A 25,924-nucleotide genomic window follows, 5' to 3' on the forward strand; every position below is an offset into this window, starting at 1 on the left:
CCATTCCCTGATAGCTCAGTTGGTAGAGCACTCGGCTGTTAACCGAGTTGTCACAGGTTCGAGTCCTGTTCGGGGAGCCATATGGAGAGATGTCCGAGTGGTCGAAGGAGCACGATTGGAAATCGTGTAGGCGTCAAAAGCGTCTCGAGGGTTCGAATCCCTCTCTCTCCGTAGCATTACTTCTCTGTTCGAGGGATTAGAACCCGACCAGAGGGGACGTCGGAGCAAGACTTCGGAAGCATAAGCTTCGCAGTCTCGAAGGCCATTAGGCCGAGAGTATCCCTCTCTCTCCGTACTTCACTTCAACATTACAATAAGGCCCGTTGGTCAAGGGGTTAAGACACCTCCCTTTCACGGAGGTAACAGGGGTTCGAATCCCCTACGGGTCACCATTTTCACTTTAAAAAAGTTTAGTTGCTTTTTGTTTGAATATTTGATATATTAAAGCTTGTCACTTTACAATATGGACGCTTAGCTCAGCCGGGAGAGCATCTGCCTTACAAGCAGAGGGTCGGCGGTTCGATCCCGTCAGCGTCCACCATATGTTCCTTATAACGACGCGGGGTGGAGCAGCCCGGTAGCTCGTCGGGCTCATAACCCGAAGGCCGCAGGTTCAAATCCTGCCCCCGCAATTAAATTCCAAAGCAGCACTAATAGGTCGTTGCCTTAGGAAATGTTTTATCGCGGAGCTGTGGTGTAGAGGCCTAACATGCCTGCCTGTCACGCAGGAGACCGCGGGTTCGAATCCCGTCAGCTCCGCCATTATTTGTTTCATACGGACAACCTCAGTCATTTGAGGCTCGGTAGCTCAGTCGGTAGAGCAGAGGACTGAAAATCCTCGTGTCGGCGGTTCGATTCCGTCCCGAGCCACCATTAAGTCACATCACACTTTTTGGCCTTGTATGTATGCCGCTGTAGCTCAACTGGTAGAGCAACTGACTTGTAATCAGTAGGTTGGGGGTTCAAGTCCTCTCGGCGGCACCAGATATACGGAGGATTAGCGAAGTGGCCAAACGCAGCAGACTGTAAATCTGTTCTCTGACGAGTTCGGTGGTTCGAATCCATCATCCTCCACCATTCATATTTCCAATATAGGGGCATAGTTTAAAGGTAGAACAGCGGTCTCCAAAACCGTTAGTGTGGGTTCAATTCCTGCTGCCCCTGCCAGAACAATATCATATGGCGGTCGTGGCGAAGGGGTTAACGCACCGGATTGTGGCTCCGGCATTCGTGGGTTCAAGTCCCATCGATCGCCCCATATTTTTCTTATTGGGGATTAGCCAAGCGGTAAGGCAACGGACTTTGACTCCGTCATGCCTAGGTTCGAATCCTAGATCCCCAGTTTTACTCTTAATGCACTAATGGGGATTTATCAGTTATATGCGGACGTGGCTCAGTGGTAGAGCATCGCCTTGCCAAGGCGAGGGTCGCGAGTTCGAATCTCGTCGTCCGCTCCATCTTAATTCGGCGCCATAGCCAAGTGGTAAGGCAGAGCTCTGCAAAAGCTTTACCCCCAGTTCGAGTCTGGGTGGCGCCTCCACCATTTTTTAAGAACAGCATATGTGCCCTTAGCTCAGCTGGATAGAGCGTTTGACTACGAATCAAAAGGTCAGGAGTTCGAATCTCTTAGGGCACGCCACTCGCCGGTGTGGCGGAATTGGCAGACGCGCGCGACTCAAAATCGTGAGGGAAACCGTGGGGGTTCGAGTCCCTTCACCGGCACTACTAACAAAAAGCTTATGAAGATCATCAGATCTTCATAAGCTTTTTGTGTTTTCAGCTGGATTGGTTTCATTCTGATGCGATATTATGGTAATCGATTTCTCCATCAAACAAATCAATGTATGTTTCGAAAAAATAGATTGACCCCGCTAAACAAACTATAATATATTATATATAATATTTACCCATTACTTTTTGCACCTAACTCAGAAAGTAGTTGATTCAAGATGGAGCGCAAGTTTTTATTGGAAAAGAAAAATATAAGTGAAGATCTTGTCGCTCTTATAAAGCGAAAGATTTTAGACGGCGAGCTAAATCCGGGAGATCGGATTGTCGAGATGAAGCTGGCGAGGGAGTTCGGCATCAGTCAGTCCCCGGTACGGGAATCCATTCGGCATTTGTCGGGCGAGGGGATTATTACGATCGTTCCGAACAAAGGGCCTGTCGTCAATAAGCTTGAGGCGAGAGATATATCCGAGGTTTATTCGCTTCGATCGTCGCTCGAAGGACTTGCTATTCATCTGACGACACAGCATGCGACAGATGTTGAGATACGGGAGCTGGCCGATTTTTACGATAATATGGGAGCGAAATTGAACGACGAATCGGTTCCAAGCTTGCTCAAGGATTCGTTATTTTTGCACCAAAGTATTATTAGGTTATCCAACCATTCGAGATTAATCAAAGTGTACGAGTCCATATCGTTCCAGATCGAGTTGGTTAACCGTATTCTTGGCATGGCTACTACGAAGCAAAAAGAATATGACGATCATCGCGAGTTGATTGAAGCGTTGTTGAAAAGAGATCCCGTTCATGCCGAACAAGTTATGCGCAAGCACATTTACCGCTCGTATACGGAATGCATGGAAGTTCTGCACAGAAACGAAACGAGCGTCAAGGACAGACTGCAGTCGATGTGGCAGAACGAAGACTTTATGTAATGCGGTTGTTTCAACATTGAGGAGGATGCAAGCCATGTCGGGAAAAGTCAGAGTCGGCATTATCGGGTTGGGGAGCTGGGGAGAATGCCATCTGGAGGCGTTCCATGCTTTGCCGCACGCGGAAGTCGTGGCGGTATGCGATACGAGGGCGGATCGATTGAAGCATGCGGAAGCCGAGTACGGCGTACGCCATTGCTACACGGATTACGAGCAACTTCTGGAGCGAGAAGATATTGATCTGGTCAGCGTAGTGACGTTCGAGAAGATGCATCTCGAACCTACCGTCAAAGCTTTGCGTTCGGGCAAGCATGTGCTCGTCGAGAAGCCGGTGTCTACAAGAAAGAGTGAAGCGCTGGAGATGAGGAAAGTCGCCGGGGAATACGGACGTTACGTGCTGCCCGGCCATCTTTTGCGGTTCGACCCGCGGTATGCGGATATGAAGCGGGCTATAAATGCCGGAGAAATCGGACAGCCTGTCAGCATGTATATGAAGCGGTCCAGGGAGAACAAGCTGTTTGCGACTTATCGGCGGACGCATACCGTCTATGAACTGACGATTCATGATATAGATCTGGCCATCTGGTATGCGGGAAGCCGGGTAAAATCGGTTCGTGCGCACGGCAGATCGGTTACGAATTCGGATGTTCCGGAAGTGCTGTGGGCATGCCTGGAATTCGAGAACGGGACACTGGCCCATTTGCACAGCAACTGGATGACTCCGGACAAGGCGGGCATCGCCATCGCCGATCAAATCGAGGTGATCGGGAGCAAAGGTACCGCTCATTTTGAAACGTCCAATTCCGGGCTGCAAATTTGGAACGGGAGCGGAAGAACGACTCCGGATACGAATATTCATATCAAGACGATGCATAAGCAAACGGCGGGCTCCTTGCGGGAGCAGCTTATTTATATTTGCGATTGCTTGAACCGCGGGATCGCCCCGGACTATATTTCGTTCGAGGACGCCATTCACGGTGTCGAAGTAGCCGATGCGATCGTTCAATCTGCCGACGCCGGTAAAGAAATCGTTATAGGGTAAGAGACCATATTCCGGGGAAGTGTAGATTATGAAATGGATGAACTTTTACAAAGACGGATCATTGAAAGCAGGCATTGTCGATCCATATGGGATTATCGATCTGGAGCAAGCCGTCCGTACTTATCCTTATAACCGGTCCAAGACGCTCCCGAAGACGGTTTCCGAAGTTATTCGTCTGGACACGGCTGAATACGAAGCTTTACACCGCTACATCGCCTCCTTGCCGTTGGATGAGCATGCGCCTTATCGTTTGAACGAATCTCGGATCAATTGGGGTCCGTGCGTGGATGCACCGCAAAAAATAATATGCGTCGGCCTTAATTACAGAAAGCATGCGCATGAAACGAACATGCCGATTCCCGAATACCCCGTGCTATTCAACAAGTTCAACAATACTTTAACCGGACACGGAGCCGTTATACTGATTCCCGCCGGCACGGCCAAGGTGGATTACGAAGCGGAGCTTGCCATCGTCATCGGCAAACCGGCGCGAAACGTATCCATAGACGACAGCTTGGATTACGTATTCGGTTATTGCGCCGCTAACGACGTGTCCGCACGCGACTGGCAGCTTCGAACCGGTCAATGGATGCTCGGGAAAACATGCGACTCTTTCTGTCCGTTAGGACCCTACGTATTGACCGCAGACGAGGCCGGCAATCCGAACGACCTGGAAATTAAAACGGTAGTGAACGGCGAAGTACGTCAGCGATCGCATACGTCGGATATGATTTTTACGTGCAGGGAAATCGTCAGCTACATTAGCAGGCACTTCACTCTGCAGCCGGGCGACGTCATCATGACGGGAACGCCGGAAGGGGTTATAATGGGCTATCCCCCGGAGAAGCAGCAGTACTTGAAGCAGGGTGATGAGGTCGCCATAGAAATCGAGAAGCTAGGCAAGCTTGTGAACCGATTCAGTAGGGAGGACGGCGCTCACGCTTGAAGCCGCCCCCTGACGGATTTCGCATATTCCGAAGGTGTCATGTCCACGATCCGTTTGAACGCCTTCGAGAAGACGTGCACGGAGCTGAAGCCGAGCAGAGCGGAAATTTCGGTAAAATTATGCGCTGCTTCCCGGATGAGGAGTTTCGCCTTCTCCATTTTCAAATACGAGAAAAATTCCATGACGGTTTGACCCGTATTGTGTTTGAACACGTCTTTCAGCACCGTCTTGGACACGTTCAGCTTCTCGCTTAGCTGCTCCAGTGTAATATGCGTTCCGATCGATTCGCCCAGCAAGCGGATCGTCTCGGTCGTCAAAGCGTCGTATTCCTTCTCCTTGGCAGGCCTCGTCAACTTGGGAGTTTCCTTGTGCCAGTCGTTTCGGCGGAGCAGATGGATGAGCAGCGTCTCCAAATGCAGCTTGACCAGCTGTTCCGCTCCGACCGGAGCGTCGGCCCTTCGGAGGAGCGGATAGTGAAACGGGAATTCGAACGCGGCGACTCCTTCTTTAATAACTTTGGCAAGCAGGTTTCTTTCTTCGTCGCGGAGCATGATGACCGTGTTCTCGAACCGCTTCATCGCCTTAGAGCGGCAATCGAAAGTGAGGACGATGACGTTCGGGGCGATACCGTTCTCGGCGTGAAATTTATGAAATTCGTTCGGCTTGTGGAAAATTAGGCTGCCTTGCCCCACACGGTAACAGCGGTCATCGGCCCACACCTCCAGTTCCCCTTTGTCCACGTACAGCAGTTCCCAGAAGTCGTGCGATTCCCCGCTAAAGACGAAATGCTTGCCGAATTCGTAATAATACATCGTAATCATTTTGTGGATGACGATTACGGGCCTGAGCGGCGTTCTTCGATGGGTCATACGGACATTCCCCTAGTCCTGCGATTTGGATATACGTTTATCATAGCTTATCGGTCGGTATCCTTAAAGATCGAATCGGCGGAAAAGACCAAAAGTCCGGCTTCCGGGACAAAGATTTTGGTGCCGGTTTATTTCTACAATGGGGGGGAATACGAAGGTGGGGGGAACGATCCATGAAGCTTGGCGTAATCGGCTACGGCAATCGAATCAAGCATGTCATTAAAAGCATACAGAAGGAAGATCCCACGTGCGTCGTGAAAGCGATCGCGGACATCCGCAAAGCAAGCATGCAGGCCGAGAAGGACGAAGGGATCGATTTGTACGATACGCCGGAAGCTATGCTCGCTTCGGAGCAGTTGGACGGCATTCTGATCGGAACGCGATGCTCGCTGCATACCGAGATGGCGCTTAAGGTGCTTCCTACCGGAATCCCGCTGTTCCTGGAGAAGCCGGTGGCGACTACGATGGAGGATGCCCGCAGGCTGAAAGCGGGATTTGAGGCCGGGAAAAGCAAAGTTGTCGTCTCGTTCCCGCTGCGGGTGACGTCGATGGTACAGCTTGTGAAGGAAATTATCGATTCCGGGAAAATCGGCACGGTCGAGCATGTGCAGGCGTTCAACAACGTACCATACGGCGGCGTGTACTTCCATAACTGGTACCGCGACGAGAACGAAACCGGAGGACTGTTTCTCCAGAAGGCGACTCATGATTTTGACTACATCAACTACGTACTCGGATATACGCCGACTGAAGTATGCGCCATGACATCCAAGCAAGTGTTCAAAGGGACGAAGCCGGCCGGAACGAAATGCGCCGATTGCGAGGAGAACCGGACTTGCCCGGACAGTTTGGTGTATGGACCGCAAAAGAACCCGGCTTGGGAATATTGCTCCTTCGCGGAGGATACCGGCAACGAGGATTCGGGAAGCGCGCTGATCCGTTACGATACGGGCATGCATGCATCGTATACGCAAAACTTTTTCGTTCGCCGTTCGGCCGGGGGCCGGGGAGCCCGATTTATCGGCTATAAAGGAACGGTCGAATTCGACTTTATGACGAGCGAAGTGAAAGTGATTCTGCACCATGCTCCGAGGGTGGAGACGCATCGCTTAGAGTCTTCACATGACCATTTCGGCGGCGATAGCGTATTGGCGAGAAACTTCATCGGCATCATGAAAGACGGGGCGGAGTCGATCAGCCCGCTCGATGGCGGACTGGCAAGCGCTCTCTTATGCTTGAAAGCGAGAGAGTCCGCACAGACGGGGACGTTTCAGAAGGTGGATTGGGAATAAGCCGCATGAGCGGTTATACGAAGAGCTGGTCGGACCAACGAGTCCGGCCTGTTTTTTTGTCCGCGGAATTTGAAGATTTCATAAAGTTTCATTAATAAAATTTTATACTTCCTTTAGCGAAAAGGGCGATTATTCAAGTATATAATGGTATTAAATAGTTGTTTTGCCCTATTCATCAGACTTTTGAACTAATGCGCGCAGCGGACAAAGCTAACGCGCTCATGGCAGGTGAACCCGGATAAATGCTTCCAACCTGGTCGGCAGAAAACTCATAAAGGACTTGGTGACGGGGAACGGTGTAGTTCTCATTCCGTGCGATACGATCTTGAATCGGGAACATGCCGAATTTATCGAGCGCCATCATATCCCCCTCGATTTACTGGAACTGGAGAAGCTGCCGCACCATACGACGAATGAATCGCTTATTTCCAAGGCCACGGAAGAAATCAAGGAAATATTCCACTATATGCGCCGCAAAGGAACCGTTCCGCTTGAAGAAGTGCAGCGCAGTATAATCCCGACCATACATCAGGCGGCGGAATATCCTACTTTGTACAGCGTATTGTCCGGCCTCCAGGCGAAAGACGACTACACGTACAGGCACAATATCGGGGTCGGCGTCATCTCGACGATGATTGGAAAATGGTTGAAGCTGAGCGAGGCGGATTTGGGACTGCTGACGATTGCCGCGACTTTGCACGATGTCGGTAAAATCCGGATCGACGATCACATTTTGAACAAGCCGGGAAAATATACGAATGAAGAATACGCTATCATGAAGCAGCATACCGTATTCGGCTATGAGATCATATGCAATACGCCCGGTATAGACCGGCAGGTGGCGCTTGCGGCATTGCAGCATCACGAGCGCGAGGACGGGAAGGGATACCCTGAGGGCATACAGGGAAGCGACATCTCTTATTTCGGCAAAATCGTGGCCGTGGCCGATGTGTTTCATGCGATGACCTCCAAACGGGTATACAAGGACGCCTCGCCGTTCTACCAAGTGATGCAGCAAATGATCAGCGACAGCTTCGGGAAGCTGAATCCCGTCATATGCAGCGTATTCGTACAGCGAATGATGGAAATGTCCGTAGGCAGCGAAGTGACGCTGACCGATGGCCGTATAGGACGTATTCTAATGGTCCATCCCGGCGATCCGGTCAATCCGTCTGTCTTGGTAGGGGACGAGTATATTGATCTCCGGAAAAACCACCATCTCCATATCGATCGATTAAACCAATAGGAAGGTGATCAGCATGGAATCGATGTCGCAATGGGGATTCGATCGTCTTACATCCGGGCTAATGGAACGAAGCGACGTGCTTCGCCATATTCTCCAGTCCATGTCCGACTCCATCATGATCGTCGATTCGGGCGGAGAAATCGTATATGCTTCCTCTCAGCACCTATGCATATCGGTGCCGTCCCATATAGCTAAATATATGGACAACGTTCATGAAAGGTGCCGTAAAGCTGTCGTTCGGACATTTTACCGGATCAAGAAGCAGGGCAAGCCCATATCCGTCCAATATGAATACAAAGCGGCCGGAGGGGGATGGCTGTGGGTCGAATCGACGGGCATCCCGCTGGCCGGCGGAAACGGCGAGGTCGGTTATATCGCCGTTCTGATGAAGGATATTACGCAGCGGAAGCAGGCGGAGGAGTCGCTCCGCGAGCTCGCGTTTCACGATCCGCTCACCGGATTGCCGAACCGGCGTCTGTTCAGGGAGCATCTGCTGCAAAGCTTGGCACAGGCGAAGCGGAGCCGCGGCTTGCTCGGGCTGATGTATTTGGATATCGACGATTTCAAGCTGATTAACGATACGATGGGGCATGAGGCGGGCGATGATTTTTTGAAGGCGTTCGCGACAAGGATCAAAGGATGCATCCGTGAAGTCGATATGGTCGCCCGGATGGGAGGGGACGAGTTTACGGTACTCCTGCCGACTGTCGACTCGGCATCCAACGTCGAGAAAGTAGCAAAGCGGATTTTTGCCGCCATCTCGGCTCCATGGGAGACACGCGGACATCAATTCAGCGCCACCGTCAGCTGCGGGATCGTCGTTTATCCGGCTAATGGGGAAGACGCGGCAACGCTGCTGCGCAATGTCGATACCGCTTTGTATAAGGTCAAAGAATCCGGACGCAACAACTACATGTTCTACGATCCGGCGATATTGAAATGACCGCTATAGAAAGAGCAGAAGCAGCCGTCGGGCTGCTTTTCTTTTCGATCGTGAAGCAGGGCTCCACTTTGTGGGGTCATCTTATAAGATAGTGTGATACAATGGTAAAAAAGCTTATGTCCGCGAAGACTTGCGGAATAACTGTAAAATCACGACTTTACAGGGTGAGCAAAGGAAGGGTGACGAGCCGTGGACGCCAAACTGACCGATCGTTTCGGGAGGGTGCACGATTATTTGCGTATTTCCGTTACGGACCGTTGCAATTTACGGTGTGTATACTGCATGCCGGAGGAAGGGATGGAGTTCGAGCCGGACGAGAAGCTGATGACGTTCGACGAAATCGCCGCAGTCGTGCGCGTGCTGGCGAAACGAGGGGTCAGCAAATTGCGGCTGACCGGCGGCGAACCGCTTGTACGCAAAAATTTGGAGCAGCTCGTCGCCATGCTATCGGCCATTCCCGGCATCGAGGACATCGCCCTGACGACGAACGGGATCTACTTGGCTCCGCGGGCGGAACGGCTGCGGGCGGCGGGGGTGACCCGGGTCAATATCAGTCTCGATTCGCTGCGTCCGGACAGGTTCGCGCTCGTCACCCGCGGCGGCGACATCCGCAAAGTTTTGGCTAGCTTGGAGGAAAGCATCCGGGTCGGATTCGACCCGATCAAGCTGAATGTCGTTTTGATGAAAGGGATCAATGACGACGAAATCGAGGACTTTCTGCAAATGACGACGGAACGGAACGTGACCGTCCGTTTTATCGAATATATGCCGATTGGGCACGATGACGATGGTTGGCGGAATCGGTATTTGCCGCTATCGGAGGTGCTTGCTCGATGCGCCGGCAAAGGCTGGACGGTCGAGCCTGCCGAGACGGTGTACGGAAACGGCCCCAGCCGCAATTATCGGATCGCGGGCGCGGCCGGCTCGTTCGGGCTCATTCACCCGGTCAGCGACCACTTCTGCGAGACGTGCAACCGTCTTCGACTGACCGCGGACGGCAATATCAAGCCATGTCTGTACTGGACGGACGAGTTCAATGTGCGCAAAGCGATCGGCGACGACGAGGCGATCGAGCGTCTCTTCTATCGCGCGCTGGATATCAAGCCGGAAAACCACGAGATGGCGCAGGCGCTGGTGAAGGCGGAGCAGTCGCATACACCGACCGCAAGGCGCATGTCGCAGATCGGAGGATAAGCGAGCGGTCAGCCCTTTCCGTTAAGTCAGTAAAAGATCGGCAGCGTGAAATACACCGTGCAGCCTTGGCCGGTTTCGCTCTCCGCCCATATTCGGCCGCCGTGGTATTCCACGATTTCTTTGGCGATCGCGAGTCCCAGACCGCTCCCCTTCTTGGAGTTGTTCCGGGGCGTTCCTTTATAGAAACGGTCGAAAATGTGCGGCAGTTCCTCATCGGTGATCCCGGTGCCGCTGTCGGCCACTTTGACGATCAATTCGTCCTTGAACGCCCGTCCCGGCCGTTTCTCGAAGCCGATGACGATCGTTCCTTGACGGGGTGTAAATTTGATGGCGTTGAATATCAAGTTGGCGAATACTTGATCCAGCCGGTCCGTATCGACATTCAAAACGACTGGCTGAGAGAGCGTGTCGCATACCTCGAAGCGGACGCCGCGAGCGGATACGTCCAGCTCGAACTTCTCCTTCACCAGCCTGACGAGGTCAGTCGTCAGGACTTCCCGCATCCGGAAGGCGGCCTGGCGCGACTCCAGCTGCGCCAGCTCGAACAAATCCTGTATGAGCCGGTTTAGAGTGAGCGACTTGGAATGGATGAGCCGTAAATATTTTTGCGTCTCCTCCGGGTCGGTGACGACGCCGTCGAGAATCGCTTCGATATAGCCTTGGATCGACGTAATCGGCGTGCGCAAATCGTGTGAAATGTTCGTCAAAAGCCGGATGCGGGACCGTTCGATTCTTTCGAGATCCTCGTTCATCGCTTCCAGCTGCTGCTTCGACTGCTGCAGCGAAAGCGTCCGCTCGGCGATTTTTTCCTCCAGGCCGTTGTTCAGCTCGGTCAGCTGACGGTTCAGCTCCTCCAGTTCGCCGGTGTGCCGGGTCGCCTCGCGGATCGCCCGCTTCAACGTCAGCAATGTTTTGACCCGGGTCAGCAGTTCCTTCTTATCAATCGGCTTCATCATGTAGTCGTTAATGCCGGCCTCGAATCCTTCGTAGACGATTTCCGGCTGCTTCTTGGCATACAGCATCAGGATGGGCAGCTCCATCAAGGAATAGTCGCGGCGGATCGTCCGGCACACCTCGAAACCGGACATCTTCGGCATGATGGCGTCCAAAATGATCAGATCGAACGAATTCGTCTCCCGGATCATCCGGACCGCCTGCTGGCCAGTCGTAGCCGTACTGATCGAATAAGATTCCGTGGATAATTGACCGTACAGCACCTGCAGGTTGACCGGCTCGTCGTCCACGATCAAAATATGCGGGCTTCGCTCCCTGGAATCGTCTTTGCGCACCATCTGCGCGAGCAAATTCTCGATTGCGTGCAAATTCTCGTCCACTTCCTCGATCGGCATCGTATATACGGTGCTTGAGGGCAGCGTGAAAACGAACGTCATGCCCTCGTGAGGCGATGTTTCGATAAGGAGCTCCCCCCCGTTTAGCTCGATCAGCTTCTTGGCCGTAGCGACAACAACTTCCGAATTCCCTCCCTGCATCCGGTCCGATGCAATCTTCTCGCGCAGAGCGGACAGTTCTTCCGCCGATAGCGATTGTCCCGCGACGGCAACTTCCACTACGACCGCCGTACCCCGCTCCCGGGCGGAAACGGCAATGACGCTCGAATGCGAATGATCTACCGAGAACGAAACCAAGTGAACGAGCAATTGCTGCAGATGGGCTTCGTCGGCCAGCACGAACGGAATATCGGGACCGATCTCGTTGCGAAGCGCGATGTCCTTGCCGAAAGCAAGCGGCTTGCTGGCGGAAAGGACAACCTGCGCCATTTGCTGCAAATCCACCGGCCTTTTGCGGATCCGCATCGTGTGCCTGTCGCGAAGCTGATAAAAATCGAGCAGGTCGTCGACGGAGGCGGCGAGCCGTTTGCCGCTGTTCGCGATGACCGACAAATTCGTCCGGTGAACGGCGCTTAGACCGGCGCCGGCCGCGCTTTCGAGCATTGTCTCGGCGATCCCTACGATCGTACCGAGAGGAACGCGGAGCTCCTGGGACGTATGGGTCAGAAACTCGTCCTTCAACCGGTCGGCGGACAGCAGCTTGCGCGACAATTCTTCGATTTTGCCGAACGACCCCGAGAACGTGCGGGCCAGCATGTACGTTTGCAGCACGACGAACACCAGAATGCCGTATGGGGAAATGCTGCCGGTGCGGATCAGTCCGTTGAAATACAACAAATCGTTGATCGTGCTCAGGGCGAATACGACGCTGGCCGCGAAGAAAGGAGCCGCTCCTGCGCGAGACCGCCGGATTGCCAGAGGCAGCACGCAAAACGTATACACGATGCCGCACAGGACGAATGCTTGAAACAAACAGAGCAGGTGCGTATACATATTGGCCGGAAACACGACAACGATGCCCACGAACAAGAAGGCGCAGTACTGAAAATATTTCATCCACCTTGCGGATACTTCCGCCGGAAACGTATGGTGCAAGAAGCGGATGAACACCGGGACGGCGGCCAGCATGCCTATGTATTCGATTTTACGGGAAAGCTCCCATGGAAAGCCGGGCCATACATGGATAAGCAGATCTTCTCCGACAAATAGCGAGCGGAAGCCTGTAACCAGGCAAAAAAGCCCGAAAAACAGCGCGAGCTTGTTTTTGTTCCGAAACAAGTACAAGCCGGTATGATGCAATCCGGCCAGCAGCAGGCAGCCGAACAAAAAAGAATCGAAAGCGATCCGGTTCATCGTTTTCTTCGTAAGCTGCCTTTCTTCGCCCAGCTCGATCGCATCCCAAATGCCGCCCTTGCGCTGGACGAAATTCGAAATTTGAATCACGATGTCGAGCGAGGAGCCTGCCGGTTGAAAGACGACGGTTCGCACCGCTTCGCCGGGCTTCATGCTGCCCGGCGAAGCGGCTACCGCACCGTTCTCCGCCAAGGGCCGTCCGTTGATCCACAGCTTATACGAGGAAGCGATCGCCGGAATACGCAGAGCCATCATCCCGTCTGAGGACGGAAGCCGAACGAGCAGACGAAACGTGGCGAACCCGGTCCCGGCGGGCGAGCCGGGTTCGCCGCCCTGCTTGTCCCACATTTTCGGAACGGAAGCGTATTCGTAGGGAAGCGGAACGCCGGAGATCATGTCGCCGGGCGCGACCAGTCGTTTCCAATAGGCGGTCCAGTTTCCGTTTAACCGGAGCGTTCCGTATTCGGAGAAATCCCATAAAGAAGCATCGAGCTCCCCATTGACCGCAAGCGGCTGCTCGGGAAGCGATTCCGTTCTGAAGGGCGAGTAGATCGCCAAGGTAAGAAGGAGCAGCACGAGAGCTGCCCCAAGCGGGTTGATCTTGCTTTTCATCGTTCTCCTCGTAACTGTGCTTGGTATAACTATATTAACACAAAATGGGAAAGACCGGAGAAAGGTACGATTCTCCGGTCTTTCTAAAGTGTGGCGATCGATCGTTTAGATCCACGCACGGCTAACGATAACAAGCAGAATGAAGAGAACCAGGATTACACCCGTCGATGTGAAACCGCCAAGAGCACTCATATGGCACCCTCCTTTCCAACCGGATAATATATCATATTCCTTTGCTATCTTGATGTTTGGACGTATGATAGGGTACAAGCGTTCATTTAAGAGTCGATCCCAGCCTTGACGCTAAGCCGGCAATCGTCGATGATGGAGATGGTAACGGAAAGGATGAGGCGCATGGACGTCATTCGTACGCTGAACAAGGACGAGCTGGATGAAAGCATTACGCTTTCTTGTTTCGCTTTTCAATACGAAGTAACGGCGGAGGAACGGGAAGAACGGAAGCGAAGGATGAACCCGGACCGGATATGGGGATATTTCGTTGACGGGAAGATGGCCGCCAAAATGCATATTCACGACATGAGCATGTACGTGCAGGGCAAGCCGTTCCGCATGGGCGGAGTCGCGAGCGTGGCGACGTGGCCGGAGTATCGGCGCAAAGGAATGGTGGCGGCGCTGCTGGAGCGGGGGCTTCAAGCGATGAAGGACGAAGGCCAGGCGTTGTCCTGCTTGCATCCGTTCGCCGTGTCGTTCTACCGCAAATACGGCTGGGAGCTGTATACCGATTACAAAACGTATGAGCTGACCTCGTCTCAACTGCCGCATACGGCCCACCCGGAAGGCAAGGTGGAGCGTGCCGATCGGGATTGGCGGCTTCTCGACCGGGTGTACTCCCGCTATGCGCAAATGTACAATGGGACGCTTGTCCGGGATGAAGCTTGGTGGCACCATACCGTATTCAAGCAAAAGGGGGGACAAGCCGCCGTCTATTTCGACGATGCCGGCGATCCGCGCGGATATATGCTGTATAAAGTGAAAAACCGCGTGATGGATATCGGAGAAATGGCATTTCTGGACGAAACGGCGAGAAGAGGGCTATGGCGGTTTATCGCCAATCACGATTCGATGTGCGATAAAGTCAAGCTGAAGGCGCCGGCCGACGACGATTTGCCGTTTCTGCTGCCGGACCCGCGTATCGTGCAGGAGACGATCGCTTATTTCTCCGCCCGTATTGTCGATTTCAAAGCGTTTGCGGAGCTGTATCCGTTCGAGGCGGGACGGGAGGAGCGTCTCTATGTGCGGCTGACCGATCGTACCGCCTCGTGGAACGACGGCCTGTTCCGCGTGACCGTCGACGGCTCGGGCCGAGCTTCGGTCGAGATAGCCGACGAAGGCGAGGCCGAAGGGGCGAACCTGGCGGCTTGCGACATTCAGACGATGGCGGCCATGCTGATGGGGTACAAGCGGCCTCGGACTATGCACAAGCTCGGCCGTTTGACCGGGTCAGCCGCGGAAGCGGAGCGGTGGGAACGGCTCGTGCCGCAGCGCTCGTCTTATTTGCCGGATTATTACTAAGTTAGAGGCGGCGAGGTCCGACAAAGAAATGGATTTGGGATAATTAGCCGTCGGCGGGTGACCGGCGGCCTTTTTGGTCGCAAAGCAGATCTTCACTTCTGGGGGATTTGTTCTCGGTCCGGACGAAAGGCCGGCGTCCGTTCAAATTTTTTTTGGCGGCGCACGATAGATTCTCATGATGGCCGGCATTGATCCAAGTATGGGGGCGAGGGGAGCGAACGCGTGTACGATAGGACGAACGAAGTGACGATCGGCATGACAAACGAAACGAGGAGCGGGAATCGGCACGAGGTCGTTATCGGCAGCCGAGGCCCCGGGGGCGTACACTCCGTGGAGGAGAGCGGGCTCGAATCGCTGCCGGAGGAGCGCCTCACGGAGATGGCGCGGGAAGGCGACCGTCAGGCGTTCGGAGAGCTTGTAAGGCGAAACCGTTCCGACATGTACGGCTGGGCGCGGTCGTTGACGCAGGACCACCATATGGCCGAGGACATCGTTCAGGAAGCGTTGGTCAACGCGTTTCTGCATGTGGGCAGACTGGCGGAGCAGAGCCGGTTCACTCCATGGCTTGTGCGGATCGTGCGCAATCAGGCGTATATGAAGCTGCGGCGGGGCGGACCGTACGCCAAGGAACGGCCGTTCTCCGGCCTGGAGCCGGGAGCGGGAAGTTCATTCGGCCGTGCCGGAAGTCCGGCGTCTATCGGAGCGAGTGGAGGCGCCTCGGAAGATTGGCGCGATATCGACCGCGTGCTGTTTCATTTGACCCGCCATTCCGAGCAAATGATCCAACAGTCGCGGGATCCGGCGGCGGCTCTTATGCGCAAGGAGACGCTGGACGGCATCCGGCAGCTGCTCGCCTGCTTGAGCGCGCGGGAGAAACATATTTTCGAGGCGCATTTTTTCCGTCACGTGACGCCTCAAGAAATCGCCGTCGTCTTGGATACGTCTGTCGCGAACGTATACAACAGCATATCCCGCGCGCGCGGCAAGCTTCAGCGCGAAAGGCTGCGCTTGCATATAAGCATGTACGTCAAGCAGCGGCGCGATGCAGGCAAGCCGAAATCGAAGCTTCTCGCCCCTCCGATCCTGTACAATCCGAAGGAGTGTTGACGAAATGGCGAACCGCCCCGATTACACCAAAAACTTCACGCATACGAACATAACCGACACCGGCTCGATGTATTCGATCTTGCAGTATACGGAACGGAAAGACCTCTCTCTTGTCGAAGTAGCCGGTTATACCGCCAATGCGTTCCGGATCATTATCGACCGCGAGCGGGTGAATGTCGCCGGTTATTCGGCTTTCGAATGGCCGATGCATCATCAGGAGCAGTTTGCGAACCTTGGGGTAGCCACCCGCTACGAGGGAGGGCCTACCGAAATACCGCCGACTCCGGAAGAGCTCGAACGGGCGCTTACGATGATCCAATGGAGTCTGGACCGGGGTGTTCCGCTTCTGGCCTGGGATTTGTTCGTGGCGGAATTCGGGATGATCTACGGCTACGACGACGAAGCCCGGACGCTTCGCTGCCGCGATATTACGAAAGACGGCGACCTGCCTTACGAGAAGCTCGGCCGCGGCCAAGTCCATGAGCTGTATGTAATGGCGGTGACGGAGGTGCGGCATGTCGACAAGCGGACGATGCTGCGCGGCGCGCTCAGGCTAGCGGTTCGTCATGCACGCGAACAAGGGTATAAGCGGGAGGACTCCAATTACCGCAACGGCCTGGCCGGGTATGACGCATGGATCGAGGCGTTCGGGAATGGAAACGTGGAGGTGTTCGGCAATTCGCTTCACGGCGTATACGTGTACGATCAGCGACAGTTCGCGGCGGAGTTTCTGAAGCGCGTCGCTGCGGAGCTTCAAGGCGAGACGGCCGAAGAGCGGACGTTGAAGTCGCTCGCCGAACAAGCCGCCGTCCGGTATGATAACGTGACGGATCGGCTGGGCGAATTCGTGGTTCGGTTCCCGTTCCCGAAGGGCGGCGATCCGAACGATCCGGAGCAGGCGGCCGCCGCTATCCGGCATTTGACGGAAGCGAGAGCGGAAGAGGAGAAGGGAGTCGAGCTGCTGGAGGAAATGCTGCGGTTATTGGATGAATCGGCCGTCAAGTAAAGCTGTATGAATGAGTGAGTGCCGGCGCAAGCGCCCGTATGTTAACATCATTTGATGAAAGTATGGAATCGAGAAGAGAGTCCGTTCGGTTGCCTTGCGGCAGCTGCGGGCTCCTTTTTTTTCTTTGAGCAGCGCCAATATCGGCTCGGTTGGAAGAAGGGAGGCGTCTAGCCTCCCCGGAACTGTTCCACGAACGAACCCGCTTCGGCTCCGATCACGAACATTCGCGGATTGCCGACGCGCCCCATCAGCATAAGCCGCGTGTCGTGCGGAGCGGCAGGATCCCACATCACATACAGCTCCGCGACTTCCCCGCGGTACCAGCCGTTATTGACATTCAGAGGAGGGTCTAGCGGCACTTTCAGAACGAAGCCGCTTGTCGGATCCAGCCGAAAGCCTCCCCAGGCTCCCCGGATCGAAGCGATCCACGTCTCGCCCATCCGGCGGAATACGGGTGAATTCGCCGCCGTACGGATCACTTCGCCGCGAGATACGTCGAAAAGCTGAACGGGGGGAGTCGTCGTCAGCCTGGGAGCCGACGGCCCCGACTGGAGCGGGTAATTCGCCGCTTCGGCGCGAGCATTGCCCTGCTGCACCGGCATAGGCCACAAGCAAAGCGATAGCGTCAAACATCCGATGACGGCGCGTTTCCATCCGAACATGAAGCTTCTTCCTTTCCAACTTCCGACTATTTGCACTACTGTTACCTTGTCACAAACGAGACCGCTTTATTCATGGTCCGGCAGACGGGAAACGAAGCCGTACCAACGGTTTCGGGCGGCGGGCGCTGTTCCCGCTTCCGTTCGCGGGACGTATGGCCGGTACCTCGAGACGGTCTTCGACACTCGACTTAGGGCCAGTGTCAAAAACCGTCGCGGGTCCGTTTTGGCCGGACCCCGATTCGCCTAAAATGAAGACATAAGCGAGAGAGAAACAAACGAAAGGCGGTGAACATGAATGAAACTGAACAGCAAAAGCGGCTTGGCGATTCTCCTTATCGGCTGCGGCGCACTGATCCTGCTTGGCAAGATCGGACTCGGCCTCGGCTTCCTGATGAGTTACTTGTTCCCGATCGCGCTTCTCGGACTTGGCTATTACGGGATTCGCAACGGCAGCAAATTTTTCGGATGGGTACTCTTCGTAATCGGCCTGTTCGCCCTGATCGGCAAGTTTTCCGGGTTGTTCGCCATCATCTTCGCGGCGGGGCTGATCTACTTCGGCTTCACGATATTGAAGAAGAAGCAAAGCATGTTTTAATCAAGCCGACATCGACTACACATATATTCGCAAACGACGAAGGAGGATGGAGCAATGAGCCTGATGAGGCGGATGAGGGACATAACCGTCGCCACGCTGAACGAGCGGCTGGAGCAGGCGGAAGATCCGGTCAAGCTGATCGATCAATATTTGGCCGCCCAGAAAGAGCAGATTATGCAGTCCGAGAAAGTGCACCGCCAGCTGATGGTTCACGCCCAATCGCTGCGCCAGCAAGTAACGTCGGCGGAGCAGATGAGAGACAAACGGGAACAGCAGGCGCTAATCGCCTTGAAAGCGGGCGAGGACCATGTAGCCAAGATGGCGCTTCAAGAGAAGCTGCTTCAGGAAGAGAAATACGAGCAGTTCAAAGAGCTTTACGATCAAAGCAAGCATTCGATCGTCGAGTTGGAGGAGCAGTTGGACTCTCTGAAGCGCGACTTCGACGAAGTATTGAGCAAACGTCAGTACTACATGGCGAGACTCGAATCGGTTCGGCTGCAAAGACGGATGAACGAATCGATGCAGGGCGGCATGGGCATCAACGGCCGCACGTTCCATCGGCTCGAGGAGCGCATCTCCGATATGGAGATCGAGACCCGTACCCTGAGGGACGTCCGTCAAATGGGAAGAGAGCTGGCCCATGCGGGAAGTGCGATGCAGCAGGCGCTCGATCGTGAGCTGTCCCAGCTGCGCACGAAGCTGGAGAAGGAAGGATGGTTGAAATGAAGAAGCTGTACCGTTCCCAGAGGGACAAGAAGCTGTTCGGCATATGCGGAGGCTTGGCCGAGCTGTTGAATGTGGACGCGACGCTGCTTCGCCTGGTCATCGTAGTGACGACCTTCTTTACCGGAGGGATTCTGATTCCGATCTACATCCTCGCGGCGCTCGTCATTCCGAAGGAGCCGACGTTCGAACAACCGCTGATGAGCCCGTGGAATCAATATGGCCCAGGCCAACAAGCTTATACCGCACCTCAAGGCGGCTACGGTTACCAACAAGCGCCTAACTTCGGAATGGCGCATAAAGCGAACGCGGTTCCTCAGCCTAACGAAAATCTCGATCATATGATGAAAGATATCGAAAGCAAAGCCATGTGGAACGAAATTCAAGAACTGAAAGCCAAACTGTCCAAATACGAGAAGGGAGACGTGTAAACAATGGGAGTATTCAAACGGATTAAAGATATGACGAAGGCATCGGTGCATGAGCTGTTAGATAAGGTGGAGGACCCGGTTGTCATGCTGAACCAGTACATTCGCGACATGGAGGAGGAAATCGCACAAGCCGAAGTGACGGTTGCCCGTCAAATTGCCAACGAGCGCAAGCTCCAGGAGCGGCTGAACGAGTCGTACCGCTTGAGCGCGGACCGTGAAGCGAAGGCGGCCGAGGCGTTGAAGAACGGTCATGAAGCGCTTGCCCGCCAAGCGTTGGAAGAGAAATTGTACTACGATCAAAAAATCGCCGAATACAGCGAAACGCATGCCCAATCGAAAGGTCAAGCGAGCGACCTGACGCAGCAGCTGCACGCCATGAAGGACGAGTACTACAAGCTGCGCAACAAGCGCAACGAGCTGGCGAGCCGTGCCGAGCTTGCCAAAGCGAAGAAGCAAATGGCCCAAGTGACGACGACCAATTCGATCGAATCGGGCAACGCCGCCCGCGGGTTCCACCGGATGGAAGAAAAGATCATCCAATTGGAAGTCGAGGCCGAAATCGCCCGTACGCCATACGTCCCGGCCAACGCCCTGCATTCGGTTCAATCGATTGACGCCGCTAAGCAGCAAAAGGTCGACGAGCAACTGCAGCGCCTGAAAGAAAAACTGTCCGTCAAGCCCGCAGCCGCCGAATAATTATTTTTGAAGCGGTCACCGAATTATGATATTCTAAGTTGGGAGCAAGGGCCATAGGGCGAAAATCCTTTCGCGCTATGGCTTTTCCCGTATGCCGTTCCGGGCACGCAAGCGAAACAGGAGAGGAGGTGCGGCAATGGGAAATCGCAACCGCAACACGGCAATCGTGCTCATCGCGGCCGGGCTGTTCATCTTGATCGAGCATTACATCAACTTTTTTACCATTGCCGCCCTGTTGTTCATCGCGCTCGGCGTATACAAAATAAGATCGTCACCGGACAAAACCGGGTATGTTCTGCTCGGCGTCGGGGTTATTCTGCTGTTCAGCGGACACTTCACTTTCATTTTGTCCGTCGTGCTCATATCTCTGGGCCTGTTCTACATGAAGTCGAAGCAGGCGCACCGTGACGATTCCTATACGCAGAAGCAGACCATTCTGGAAAGCTTCAAACGGGACAAGGAGCCGTGGGAGCTGAAAAACACGAGCATGTGGAACGTCGTCGGCGAAATCTACATGGACTTGTCTCTCGTCATGCTGGACCAGAAGGAAACGACGATCGTACTGCAGGGCGTATTCGGGGATGTCGACATTATCGTGCCGGAGTTTCTCGGCGTCAGCGTGAACGCTTCGGCGCTGGTCGGCCAAATCAATGCCGGCAACGAGAAGGAGACCGGGCTCGTCAACAAAGTGATCTGGCAGTCGCCGAATTACGAGACGAGCGATCAGAAAGTGAAGCTTCTCGTTTCCTACGTCGTAGGGGACATCGATATAAAAATGGTGTAAATTTTACTCTGAGGAGGATCGCACTTGGACAAAAAATTGACGAACATGATCTGGCGCAGCATGGGCGAGTCCATCCTCCTCAGCCTTTTTTTGTTCGGCACGGTCATTTACATATTGAATTATTACGGGTATATCCGGCCGTTTACGAATTGGCGGGAAGGCATTACGATCAGCCTCATTCTGATCGGGGTCGTAGCCATTCTCGGCGGCGCCTACGGGTATTGGTCGGGAAGCCGGACGACCCGGAGGCTGGAGCTGCTACAGGATGCGATGCTGCATCTGGAGAAGGGCAATCTTAACCGCCCGATACCGGACCTCGGGCAGGACGAAATCGGACGCATCGGCGAACAGCTCGGCCGGATCAGCACGAGATGGGAGGAGCAGGTGTCTTCATTGCAAAGGTTGTCTACGAACAACGCGGAGTTGGCGGAGAAGGCCAAGCTGTCCGCCGTCGTCGAGGAGCGGCAGCGGCTGGCCCGGGAGCTGCACGACGCGGTCAGCCAGCAGCTGTTCGCCATCTCGATGACGGCGACGGCGGTAGGCCGGACGCTCGACAAAGATTTCGACAAGGCGAAGCGTCAAATCGCCCTGATCGAGGAGATGTCTTCCGTAGCCCAATCGGAGATGAGGGCGCTGCTGCTCCACTTGCGGCCGGTTCATCTGGAAGGCAAACGATTGTCGCAAGGACTGATGGAGCTGCTGCAGGAGCTGCAGGCGAAGGTGCCGATCGAGATCGCGTGGGATATGGATGAAAGCATCAGGCTGCCGAAAGGAATCGAGGATCATTTGTTCCGGATCGTGCAGGAGGCGCTGTCCAATACGCTGCGGCATTCGAAGGCGAGCCAGATGGAGCTGAAGCTGCAGCGGCCGTCCGATAATGTCCGCCTGTCTATCCGGGATAACGGGGTAGGGTTCGAGCTGGACGAGAACAAGCACGCTTCTTACGGCATTCAGTCGATGAAGGAAAGGGTCAATGAAATCGGCGGCGCGATTCAGTTCGTGACGGCGCCGGGCAAAGGGACCCGGATCGAGATACGAGTGCCGATCTTGACCGAAGAGGGAGGAGAAACGACTGATGGAAGCGGAAATCAAAGTGTTGCTGGTGGATGACCACGAGATGGTGCGCATCGGCTTGGCGGCGGTGCTCGGAACCGAGGACGGGATCGAGGTGGTCGGCGAAGCGAGCAACGGGCTCGAAGGCATCCGACTGGCGCAGGAATACAAGCCGGATGTGGTCTTGATGGATCTGGTTATGGAAGGAATGGACGGGATCGAGACGACCCGCAAGCTGCTTGCGCAAATGCCGGAAATCAAAGTGATCGTGCTGACGAGCTTTCTGGACGACGAGAAAATGTACCCGGTTATCGAAGCGGGCGCATTCAGTTATTTGCTGAAAACGTCCCGGGCATCGGAAATCGCCCAAGCGATCCGGGCCGCCGTCAAAGGCCAGTCGGTGCTTGAGCAGCAGGTGGCCGCCAAGATGATGAACCGGTTCCGCCAGCCGAAGCCGGTCGCCGAACCGCACCACGATTTGACGGACCGCGAGATGGAAGTACTGCAGCTGATCGCGGCGGGCAAGTCGAATCAGGAAGTCGCGGATGCGCTGTTTATCGGAATCAAGACCGTCAAGTTCCACGTTACGAACATTTTGGCCAAACTCGGAGTCGAGGACCGGACACAAGCGGCCATCTATGCATTCAAGCATGGTATCGTCCAATAGCTCGACATCGACTCGTGAGGCAGCCATTATGGTCGGTTCTATACCCAATTACGCCACTTGGACTATTTCCATGTGGTTTTTCGGTTTGTCCGGCTTCCGTCCCGCGGAATAAAGAGGCGTGCAGCGAACGAAAGTTGACATAAAACTTTATATTATATACTATTGTATATATAATGTTGACTGAAACATGAAATCGTGAACAACGAAGGACGGAGCCGAAGATGGATCGACAAGTGCAGACGCAGCCGCTAATTATTCAGAAGCAAAATATTAGCGAAGAATTGGTCAAATATATCAAACAGCAAATTATTTCGGGAGAGCTGAACCCGGGCGACCGGATCGTGGAGACGAAGCTGGCCCGGGAGCTCGGCGTCAGCCAGACGCCGGTGAGGGAAGCGATTCGCCATTTGCACGGGGAAGGGATCATTACGATCGTACCGAACAAAGGACCTATGGTCCGCACGCTCGACATGAAGGACGTGTTCGAAATTTATTCGGTACGCTCGATGCTCGAAGGACTGGCGATCCGGCTCGCGACGCAAAGTGCTACGGAAGAGCAAATTGCCGGGCTGGAGTCGTTCTACGAGCAAATGAAGCAGAAGCTGCACGACGAATCGGTCCCCAGCCTGCTTCATGACTCGTCGCATATTCACCGGACGATTATCGAGATGGCGGGCCATTCGCGGCTCATGAACATGTACCAGTCGATTTCGTTCCAAATCTCACTCGTCAACCGGCTGCTCGGAGCCAAGTCGACGAAGCAGAAGGAAGTCGAGCAGCATCTGGAGCTGATCGAAGCGCTTAAGAAGCGGGATCCGGACTATGCGGAGCAGACGATGCGCAAGCATATTTTCCGCTCGTACCGCGATTTCGTGCAATTAAACGAAAAAAAGGACCAGCAGCTCGAGTTCGACGAGAGGCTGTGGCTGTGACGAAAGGGGCGCCGCGAGGCGCCTCTTCCGCAGTTCTATCGATTCAGAACGCATAGGTTCGCTAAAGTACCGAAGCTGCGAAGCTTTCCTTACAAGTCAATGGCCCCGAAAGATTTCCATGTGCCCGGAGTTCCCCCGGTCGTACAGATCCAACCCACGTTAGCACCGGGGGCCGGGTTCGTGTTGTATGCGATATCTCCTTGTTTCCATACGCCATCGACAGGTGCGGCCGTGCCATATACAAGTGCCGGCGCCATAGCTGCCGAAGCTCCGGTGAAGGTGTTGCCGATAAGCGCGGGCTGCGGCGAACTGCTGAGCTTGGTTATATCTCCGATGCCGGGATTCAGCGAAACATTGCCGATCAACGTCATTTTCTCGCGAACCTGATAAGAATATTGCGAAGCGTTCCTGGCTACATTGCCGATCGCGACGGCGTGCTGCCCGGATAAGACGAACGCGATGGTTCCCCCTTCCGCCGTGTTGAAAGCGTAAACCGGACTTTCCAATATCCCAGCAGCGACATGAAGGCACGTCTGCGCCGATGTCGTCTTCAATTTGTTTCCCGTAAAGGTAAAACCTTTGCCTCCGCCGGACAGCAAGGATACGATGATAGCTTGCTCGACGGCTTCGATTTCGTTGTTGTGAATGCGAACCCCGTTCGTATTGTTGGAGTTGGCGTCGGTAAAAATGCCTTTGCGCACATTGCGAATCCGGTTGTTTTCAATCGTTATGCCGTCCACATTTTTCGAGATAAAAATGCCTCCGCCTACCCGCTGTTTGTTCACGCCGTTAATCGTATTGCCGACAATCAATGATTGTCTTGTAAACGAAGCGCTAATCGCGCTTTCGTAATTATCGATCGCCTTGTCGTTGTTAAGATGATTAATGGAATTGTAGGCGATCGTATTGCCGTAATTCATATAACCTGCTACCGTGCCGTGATCATCGATGGCATGCGCTCTTTTCGTCACATCGCCGATATACCGGTCGGCCTTGCCTCCGCTGTAAATGGTGTTGAATGCGGCTACATTGTTATTGGCCCCTTTATCGAAGTCGATGTGGGTAAGCGTCTGACCGTCAAAAAGGCAGTGCGTCACCTTATTGTAGCGGGTCGCCCCGCCGGCGAATTCCAGCGTGTTCCAGGCAAACTCTCCTTTAAAATAGCAATCGATAAAGGTATGGCCTTCGTTGTAATGGACAAACTCGTCCGTCGGAATCAATTTTTCCCAGTTGCTGAGCACCCGTATGGCAAAATCCACACTGGCCGTTCCACTCCGGATAAACCGGCATTTGCGGACCGAGACGCGATAACAGCCGCCGATACCGCCACCCCAGCCGCTCTTCTCCTCGTCTTTGGCGATGAGCGCCAATTGCGGGCCGGATGGTTGGCCGTACTCATCGTTCAATCCCGGATCCAGGAAGGTTACGTTATCGATTACACAATCGCTGGAGGCATTGACAAGGACACCGTAGCTCAGATGATAAGCGGGAAGACGAGCGGAACCGTTCTGGTGCAGACATAAGTCTTTAAGAACGGCATACTGTACGCCTACCAGATCGATCATTCCGCGGTACAGGTACGCATTTCCCCAGCCGCTAGTACCGAATGCTTTAATAACCGATGCGTCGCCCTCTCCGTGCAGCATCACACGGGGAGCGATCACAAGCGGAGCGCTGATCATATAGGTTCCGCTTGGCACACATACGATACCGCCTCCTTTGGCGGAAACGGCATCAATTGCGGCCTGAATGCCCGCCGTATCGTCAGCCGTTCCGTCACCTTGAGCGCCATGCTCTCTCACATTTTCCGCGCACCTATGATCCAGGCGGTTGATGATGCTTGCGATTTGCTCCTGAACCTCCTCGCAGCACGATTTCGAGCCGCCTCTCCCGTAGACCGATCCGGTAACGCTTTCATGAAGAGGGGTCGCTTGGACCAAGCCCGGGGCTCCCAAAGCTCGCGAGCCTAAAGCAATGCCGGCGATGCCAAGGGATGCCAGAAGCGTCCTCCTGTTCATTTTCATGCTATCGGTCTGCTTTTGTTCCGATTGCTGCGATTGCCGATAGTCTGCTCCACCGTTCAAATTTACCGCCTCCTGGAAATGAGAACCGACTGGCGATTCTCTCCGATTCGCACTGCCGATACGTCCGTATGAGAGGTCATAGCATGTTGATTGAGATTATATACTTAAACGTTAACTCTGTAAATAATAAAAATGAACACAAACG

Annotated in this window: 23 protein-coding genes and 16 tRNA genes; 34 read left to right on the forward strand and 5 right to left on the reverse strand. The window is 54.3% G+C overall.

From position 1 onward, the window contains the following. The first annotated feature begins 4 nt into the window (after positions 1 to 4). The 19 genes from FE783_RS25715 (at position 5) to FE783_RS25805 (ending at position 4,648) form a co-directional block, all read left to right on the forward strand. Positions 5 to 80 (forward strand) — tRNA-Asn (locus FE783_RS25715). A gap of 3 nt (positions 81 to 83) precedes the next feature. Continuing rightward, a tRNA-Ser gene (locus FE783_RS25720) sits at positions 84 to 171 on the forward strand. Between the two features lie 146 nt (positions 172 to 317). Further along, a tRNA-Glu gene (locus FE783_RS25725) sits at positions 318 to 392 on the forward strand. 73 nt (positions 393 to 465) lie between these two features. Continuing rightward, positions 466 to 541: transfer RNA gene (locus FE783_RS25730), tRNA-Val, on the forward strand. Between the two features lie 17 nt (positions 542 to 558). Beyond that, positions 559 to 632, forward strand: a tRNA-Met gene (locus FE783_RS25735). A 53-nt stretch (positions 633 to 685) separates the two neighbouring features. After that, positions 686 to 762: transfer RNA gene (locus FE783_RS25740), tRNA-Asp, on the forward strand. Positions 763 to 797: 35 nt separating this feature from the next. Then, positions 798 to 873, forward strand: a tRNA-Phe gene (locus tag FE783_RS25745). 35 nt (positions 874 to 908) lie between these two features. After that, positions 909 to 984: transfer RNA gene (locus FE783_RS25750), tRNA-Thr, on the forward strand. Positions 985 to 991: 7 nt separating this feature from the next. Further along, positions 992 to 1,077: transfer RNA gene (locus FE783_RS25755), tRNA-Tyr, on the forward strand. A 16-nt stretch (positions 1,078 to 1,093) separates the two neighbouring features. After that, positions 1,094 to 1,167, forward strand: a tRNA-Trp gene (locus tag FE783_RS25760). Between the two features lie 15 nt (positions 1,168 to 1,182). After that, positions 1,183 to 1,258 (forward strand) — tRNA-His (locus FE783_RS25765). 12 nt (positions 1,259 to 1,270) lie between these two features. Then, positions 1,271 to 1,342: transfer RNA gene (locus FE783_RS25770), tRNA-Gln, on the forward strand. Between the two features lie 40 nt (positions 1,343 to 1,382). Beyond that, positions 1,383 to 1,457 (forward strand) — tRNA-Gly (locus FE783_RS25775). A 9-nt stretch (positions 1,458 to 1,466) separates the two neighbouring features. Further along, positions 1,467 to 1,540, forward strand: a tRNA-Cys gene (locus tag FE783_RS25780). Positions 1,541 to 1,562: 22 nt separating this feature from the next. Further along, positions 1,563 to 1,639, forward strand: a tRNA-Arg gene (locus FE783_RS25785). Positions 1,640 to 1,642: 3 nt separating this feature from the next. Next, positions 1,643 to 1,722, forward strand: a tRNA-Leu gene (locus tag FE783_RS25790). Between the two features lie 227 nt (positions 1,723 to 1,949). Then, positions 1,950 to 2,663, forward strand: a complete 714-nt coding sequence (locus FE783_RS25795) for a GntR family transcriptional regulator (protein WP_138882255.1) — start codon at positions 1,950 to 1,952, stop codon at positions 2,661 to 2,663. Between the two features lie 34 nt (positions 2,664 to 2,697). Then, a complete protein-coding gene (locus FE783_RS25800; protein ID WP_158302028.1) occupies positions 2,698 to 3,702 on the forward strand; it encodes a Gfo/Idh/MocA family protein in 1,005 nt (334 codons plus the stop codon). Between the two features lie 28 nt (positions 3,703 to 3,730). After that, positions 3,731 to 4,648, forward strand: a complete 918-nt coding sequence (locus tag FE783_RS25805; RefSeq protein ID WP_138882257.1) for a fumarylacetoacetate hydrolase family protein — start codon at positions 3,731 to 3,733, stop codon at positions 4,646 to 4,648. Here FE783_RS25805 and FE783_RS25810 read toward each other — a convergent pair. Next, on the reverse strand, positions 4,639 to 5,517 hold the full coding sequence (locus FE783_RS25810; RefSeq protein ID WP_138882258.1) for an AraC family transcriptional regulator: 879 nt from the start codon (positions 5,515 to 5,517) through the stop codon (positions 4,639 to 4,641). The genes FE783_RS25805 and FE783_RS25810 overlap by 10 nt on opposite strands. A gap of 173 nt (positions 5,518 to 5,690) precedes the next feature. On the opposite strand from FE783_RS25810, the gene FE783_RS25815 reads away from it, so the two are divergent. The 4 genes from FE783_RS25815 (at position 5,691) to moaA (ending at position 10,192) form a co-directional block, all read left to right on the forward strand. Then, the gene (locus FE783_RS25815; RefSeq protein ID WP_138882259.1) at positions 5,691 to 6,809 is read left to right on the forward strand and encodes a Gfo/Idh/MocA family protein; all 1,119 of its coding nucleotides are present in this window, start codon (positions 5,691 to 5,693) and stop codon (positions 6,807 to 6,809) included. Between the two features lie 283 nt (positions 6,810 to 7,092). Further along, positions 7,093 to 8,055 (forward strand): HD-GYP domain-containing protein, encoded by a 963-nt coding sequence (locus FE783_RS25820; RefSeq protein WP_138882260.1) that lies wholly within the window; start codon positions 7,093 to 7,095, stop codon positions 8,053 to 8,055. Between the two features lie 13 nt (positions 8,056 to 8,068). Further along, positions 8,069 to 8,998, forward strand: coding sequence for a sensor domain-containing diguanylate cyclase (locus FE783_RS25825; RefSeq protein WP_138882261.1), 930 nt, complete (start codon positions 8,069 to 8,071; stop codon positions 8,996 to 8,998). 189 nt (positions 8,999 to 9,187) lie between these two features. Beyond that, entirely contained in the window at positions 9,188 to 10,192 is a 1,005-nt protein-coding gene (gene moaA, locus FE783_RS25830) for a GTP 3',8-cyclase MoaA (protein ID WP_138882262.1), read from the forward strand. A 26-nt stretch (positions 10,193 to 10,218) separates the two neighbouring features. Here moaA and FE783_RS25835 read toward each other — a convergent pair whose 3' ends face one another. Continuing rightward, the gene (locus FE783_RS25835) at positions 10,219 to 13,506 is read right to left on the reverse strand and encodes an ATP-binding protein (RefSeq protein WP_138882263.1); all 3,288 of its coding nucleotides are present in this window, start codon (positions 13,504 to 13,506) and stop codon (positions 10,219 to 10,221) included. A 105-nt stretch (positions 13,507 to 13,611) separates the two neighbouring features. Then, on the reverse strand, positions 13,612 to 13,698 hold the full coding sequence (locus FE783_RS38440) for a sporulation protein YjcZ (protein WP_138882362.1): 87 nt from the start codon (positions 13,696 to 13,698) through the stop codon (positions 13,612 to 13,614). 162 nt (positions 13,699 to 13,860) lie between these two features. Here FE783_RS38440 and FE783_RS25845 point away from each other — a divergent pair, with 162 nt between their 5' ends. The 3 genes from FE783_RS25845 (at position 13,861) to FE783_RS25855 (ending at position 17,152) form a co-directional block, all read left to right on the forward strand. After that, a complete protein-coding gene (locus tag FE783_RS25845; protein ID WP_138882264.1) occupies positions 13,861 to 15,039 on the forward strand; it encodes a GNAT family N-acetyltransferase in 1,179 nt (392 codons plus the stop codon). Positions 15,040 to 15,261: 222 nt separating this feature from the next. After that, complete coding sequence (locus tag FE783_RS25850) at positions 15,262 to 16,146, forward strand: RNA polymerase sigma factor (protein WP_138882265.1); 885 nt, start codon at positions 15,262 to 15,264, stop codon at positions 16,144 to 16,146. A 4-nt stretch (positions 16,147 to 16,150) separates the two neighbouring features. Further along, complete coding sequence (locus FE783_RS25855) at positions 16,151 to 17,152, forward strand: hypothetical protein (protein WP_138882266.1); 1,002 nt, start codon at positions 16,151 to 16,153, stop codon at positions 17,150 to 17,152. 167 nt (positions 17,153 to 17,319) lie between these two features. On the opposite strand, the gene FE783_RS25860 is transcribed toward FE783_RS25855, so the two are convergent. Next, complete coding sequence (locus FE783_RS25860; protein ID WP_138882267.1) at positions 17,320 to 17,814, reverse strand: hypothetical protein; 495 nt, start codon at positions 17,812 to 17,814, stop codon at positions 17,320 to 17,322. A 295-nt stretch (positions 17,815 to 18,109) separates the two neighbouring features. On the opposite strand from FE783_RS25860, the gene FE783_RS25865 reads away from it, so the two are divergent. From FE783_RS25865 to FE783_RS25900, 8 genes are all read left to right on the forward strand, one after another. Beyond that, positions 18,110 to 18,409: a LiaF transmembrane domain-containing protein gene (locus FE783_RS25865; protein ID WP_138882268.1), complete on the forward strand. Its 300-nt coding sequence runs from the start codon at positions 18,110 to 18,112 to the stop codon at positions 18,407 to 18,409. Between the two features lie 54 nt (positions 18,410 to 18,463). Next, on the forward strand, positions 18,464 to 19,135 hold the full coding sequence (locus FE783_RS25870; RefSeq protein WP_138882269.1) for a PspA/IM30 family protein: 672 nt from the start codon (positions 18,464 to 18,466) through the stop codon (positions 19,133 to 19,135). Further along, positions 19,123 to 19,563, forward strand: coding sequence for a PspC domain-containing protein (locus tag FE783_RS25875; protein WP_338015904.1), 441 nt, complete (start codon positions 19,123 to 19,125; stop codon positions 19,561 to 19,563). The genes FE783_RS25870 and FE783_RS25875 overlap by 13 nt, the downstream gene beginning before the upstream one ends. A gap of 3 nt (positions 19,564 to 19,566) precedes the next feature. Further along, positions 19,567 to 20,259, forward strand: a complete 693-nt coding sequence (locus tag FE783_RS25880) for a PspA/IM30 family protein (protein ID WP_138882270.1) — start codon at positions 19,567 to 19,569, stop codon at positions 20,257 to 20,259. A 136-nt stretch (positions 20,260 to 20,395) separates the two neighbouring features. Next, positions 20,396 to 21,043, forward strand: a complete 648-nt coding sequence (liaF, locus tag FE783_RS25885) for a cell wall-active antibiotics response protein LiaF (protein WP_138882271.1) — start codon at positions 20,396 to 20,398, stop codon at positions 21,041 to 21,043. Between the two features lie 45 nt (positions 21,044 to 21,088). Then, on the forward strand, positions 21,089 to 22,153 hold the full coding sequence (locus FE783_RS25890; RefSeq protein WP_138882364.1) for a sensor histidine kinase: 1,065 nt from the start codon (positions 21,089 to 21,091) through the stop codon (positions 22,151 to 22,153). Next, positions 22,119 to 22,763: a response regulator gene (locus FE783_RS25895; RefSeq protein ID WP_138882272.1), complete on the forward strand. Its 645-nt coding sequence runs from the start codon at positions 22,119 to 22,121 to the stop codon at positions 22,761 to 22,763. The genes FE783_RS25890 and FE783_RS25895 overlap by 35 nt, the downstream gene beginning before the upstream one ends. A 221-nt stretch (positions 22,764 to 22,984) precedes the next feature. Next, entirely contained in the window at positions 22,985 to 23,695 is a 711-nt protein-coding gene (locus FE783_RS25900) for a GntR family transcriptional regulator (protein WP_138882273.1), read from the forward strand. 89 nt (positions 23,696 to 23,784) lie between these two features. Here the strand turns inward: FE783_RS25900 and FE783_RS25905 are convergent, their stop codons facing one another. Beyond that, entirely contained in the window at positions 23,785 to 25,779 is a 1,995-nt protein-coding gene (locus tag FE783_RS25905) for a glycosyl hydrolase family 28-related protein (protein ID WP_138882274.1), read from the reverse strand. Positions 25,780 to 25,924: the final 145 nt, after the last annotated feature.

The organism is Paenibacillus mesophilus (assembly GCF_005938385.1).
Lineage (GTDB): Bacteria > Bacillota > Bacilli > Paenibacillales > NBRC-103111 > Paenibacillus_AB > Paenibacillus_AB mesophilus.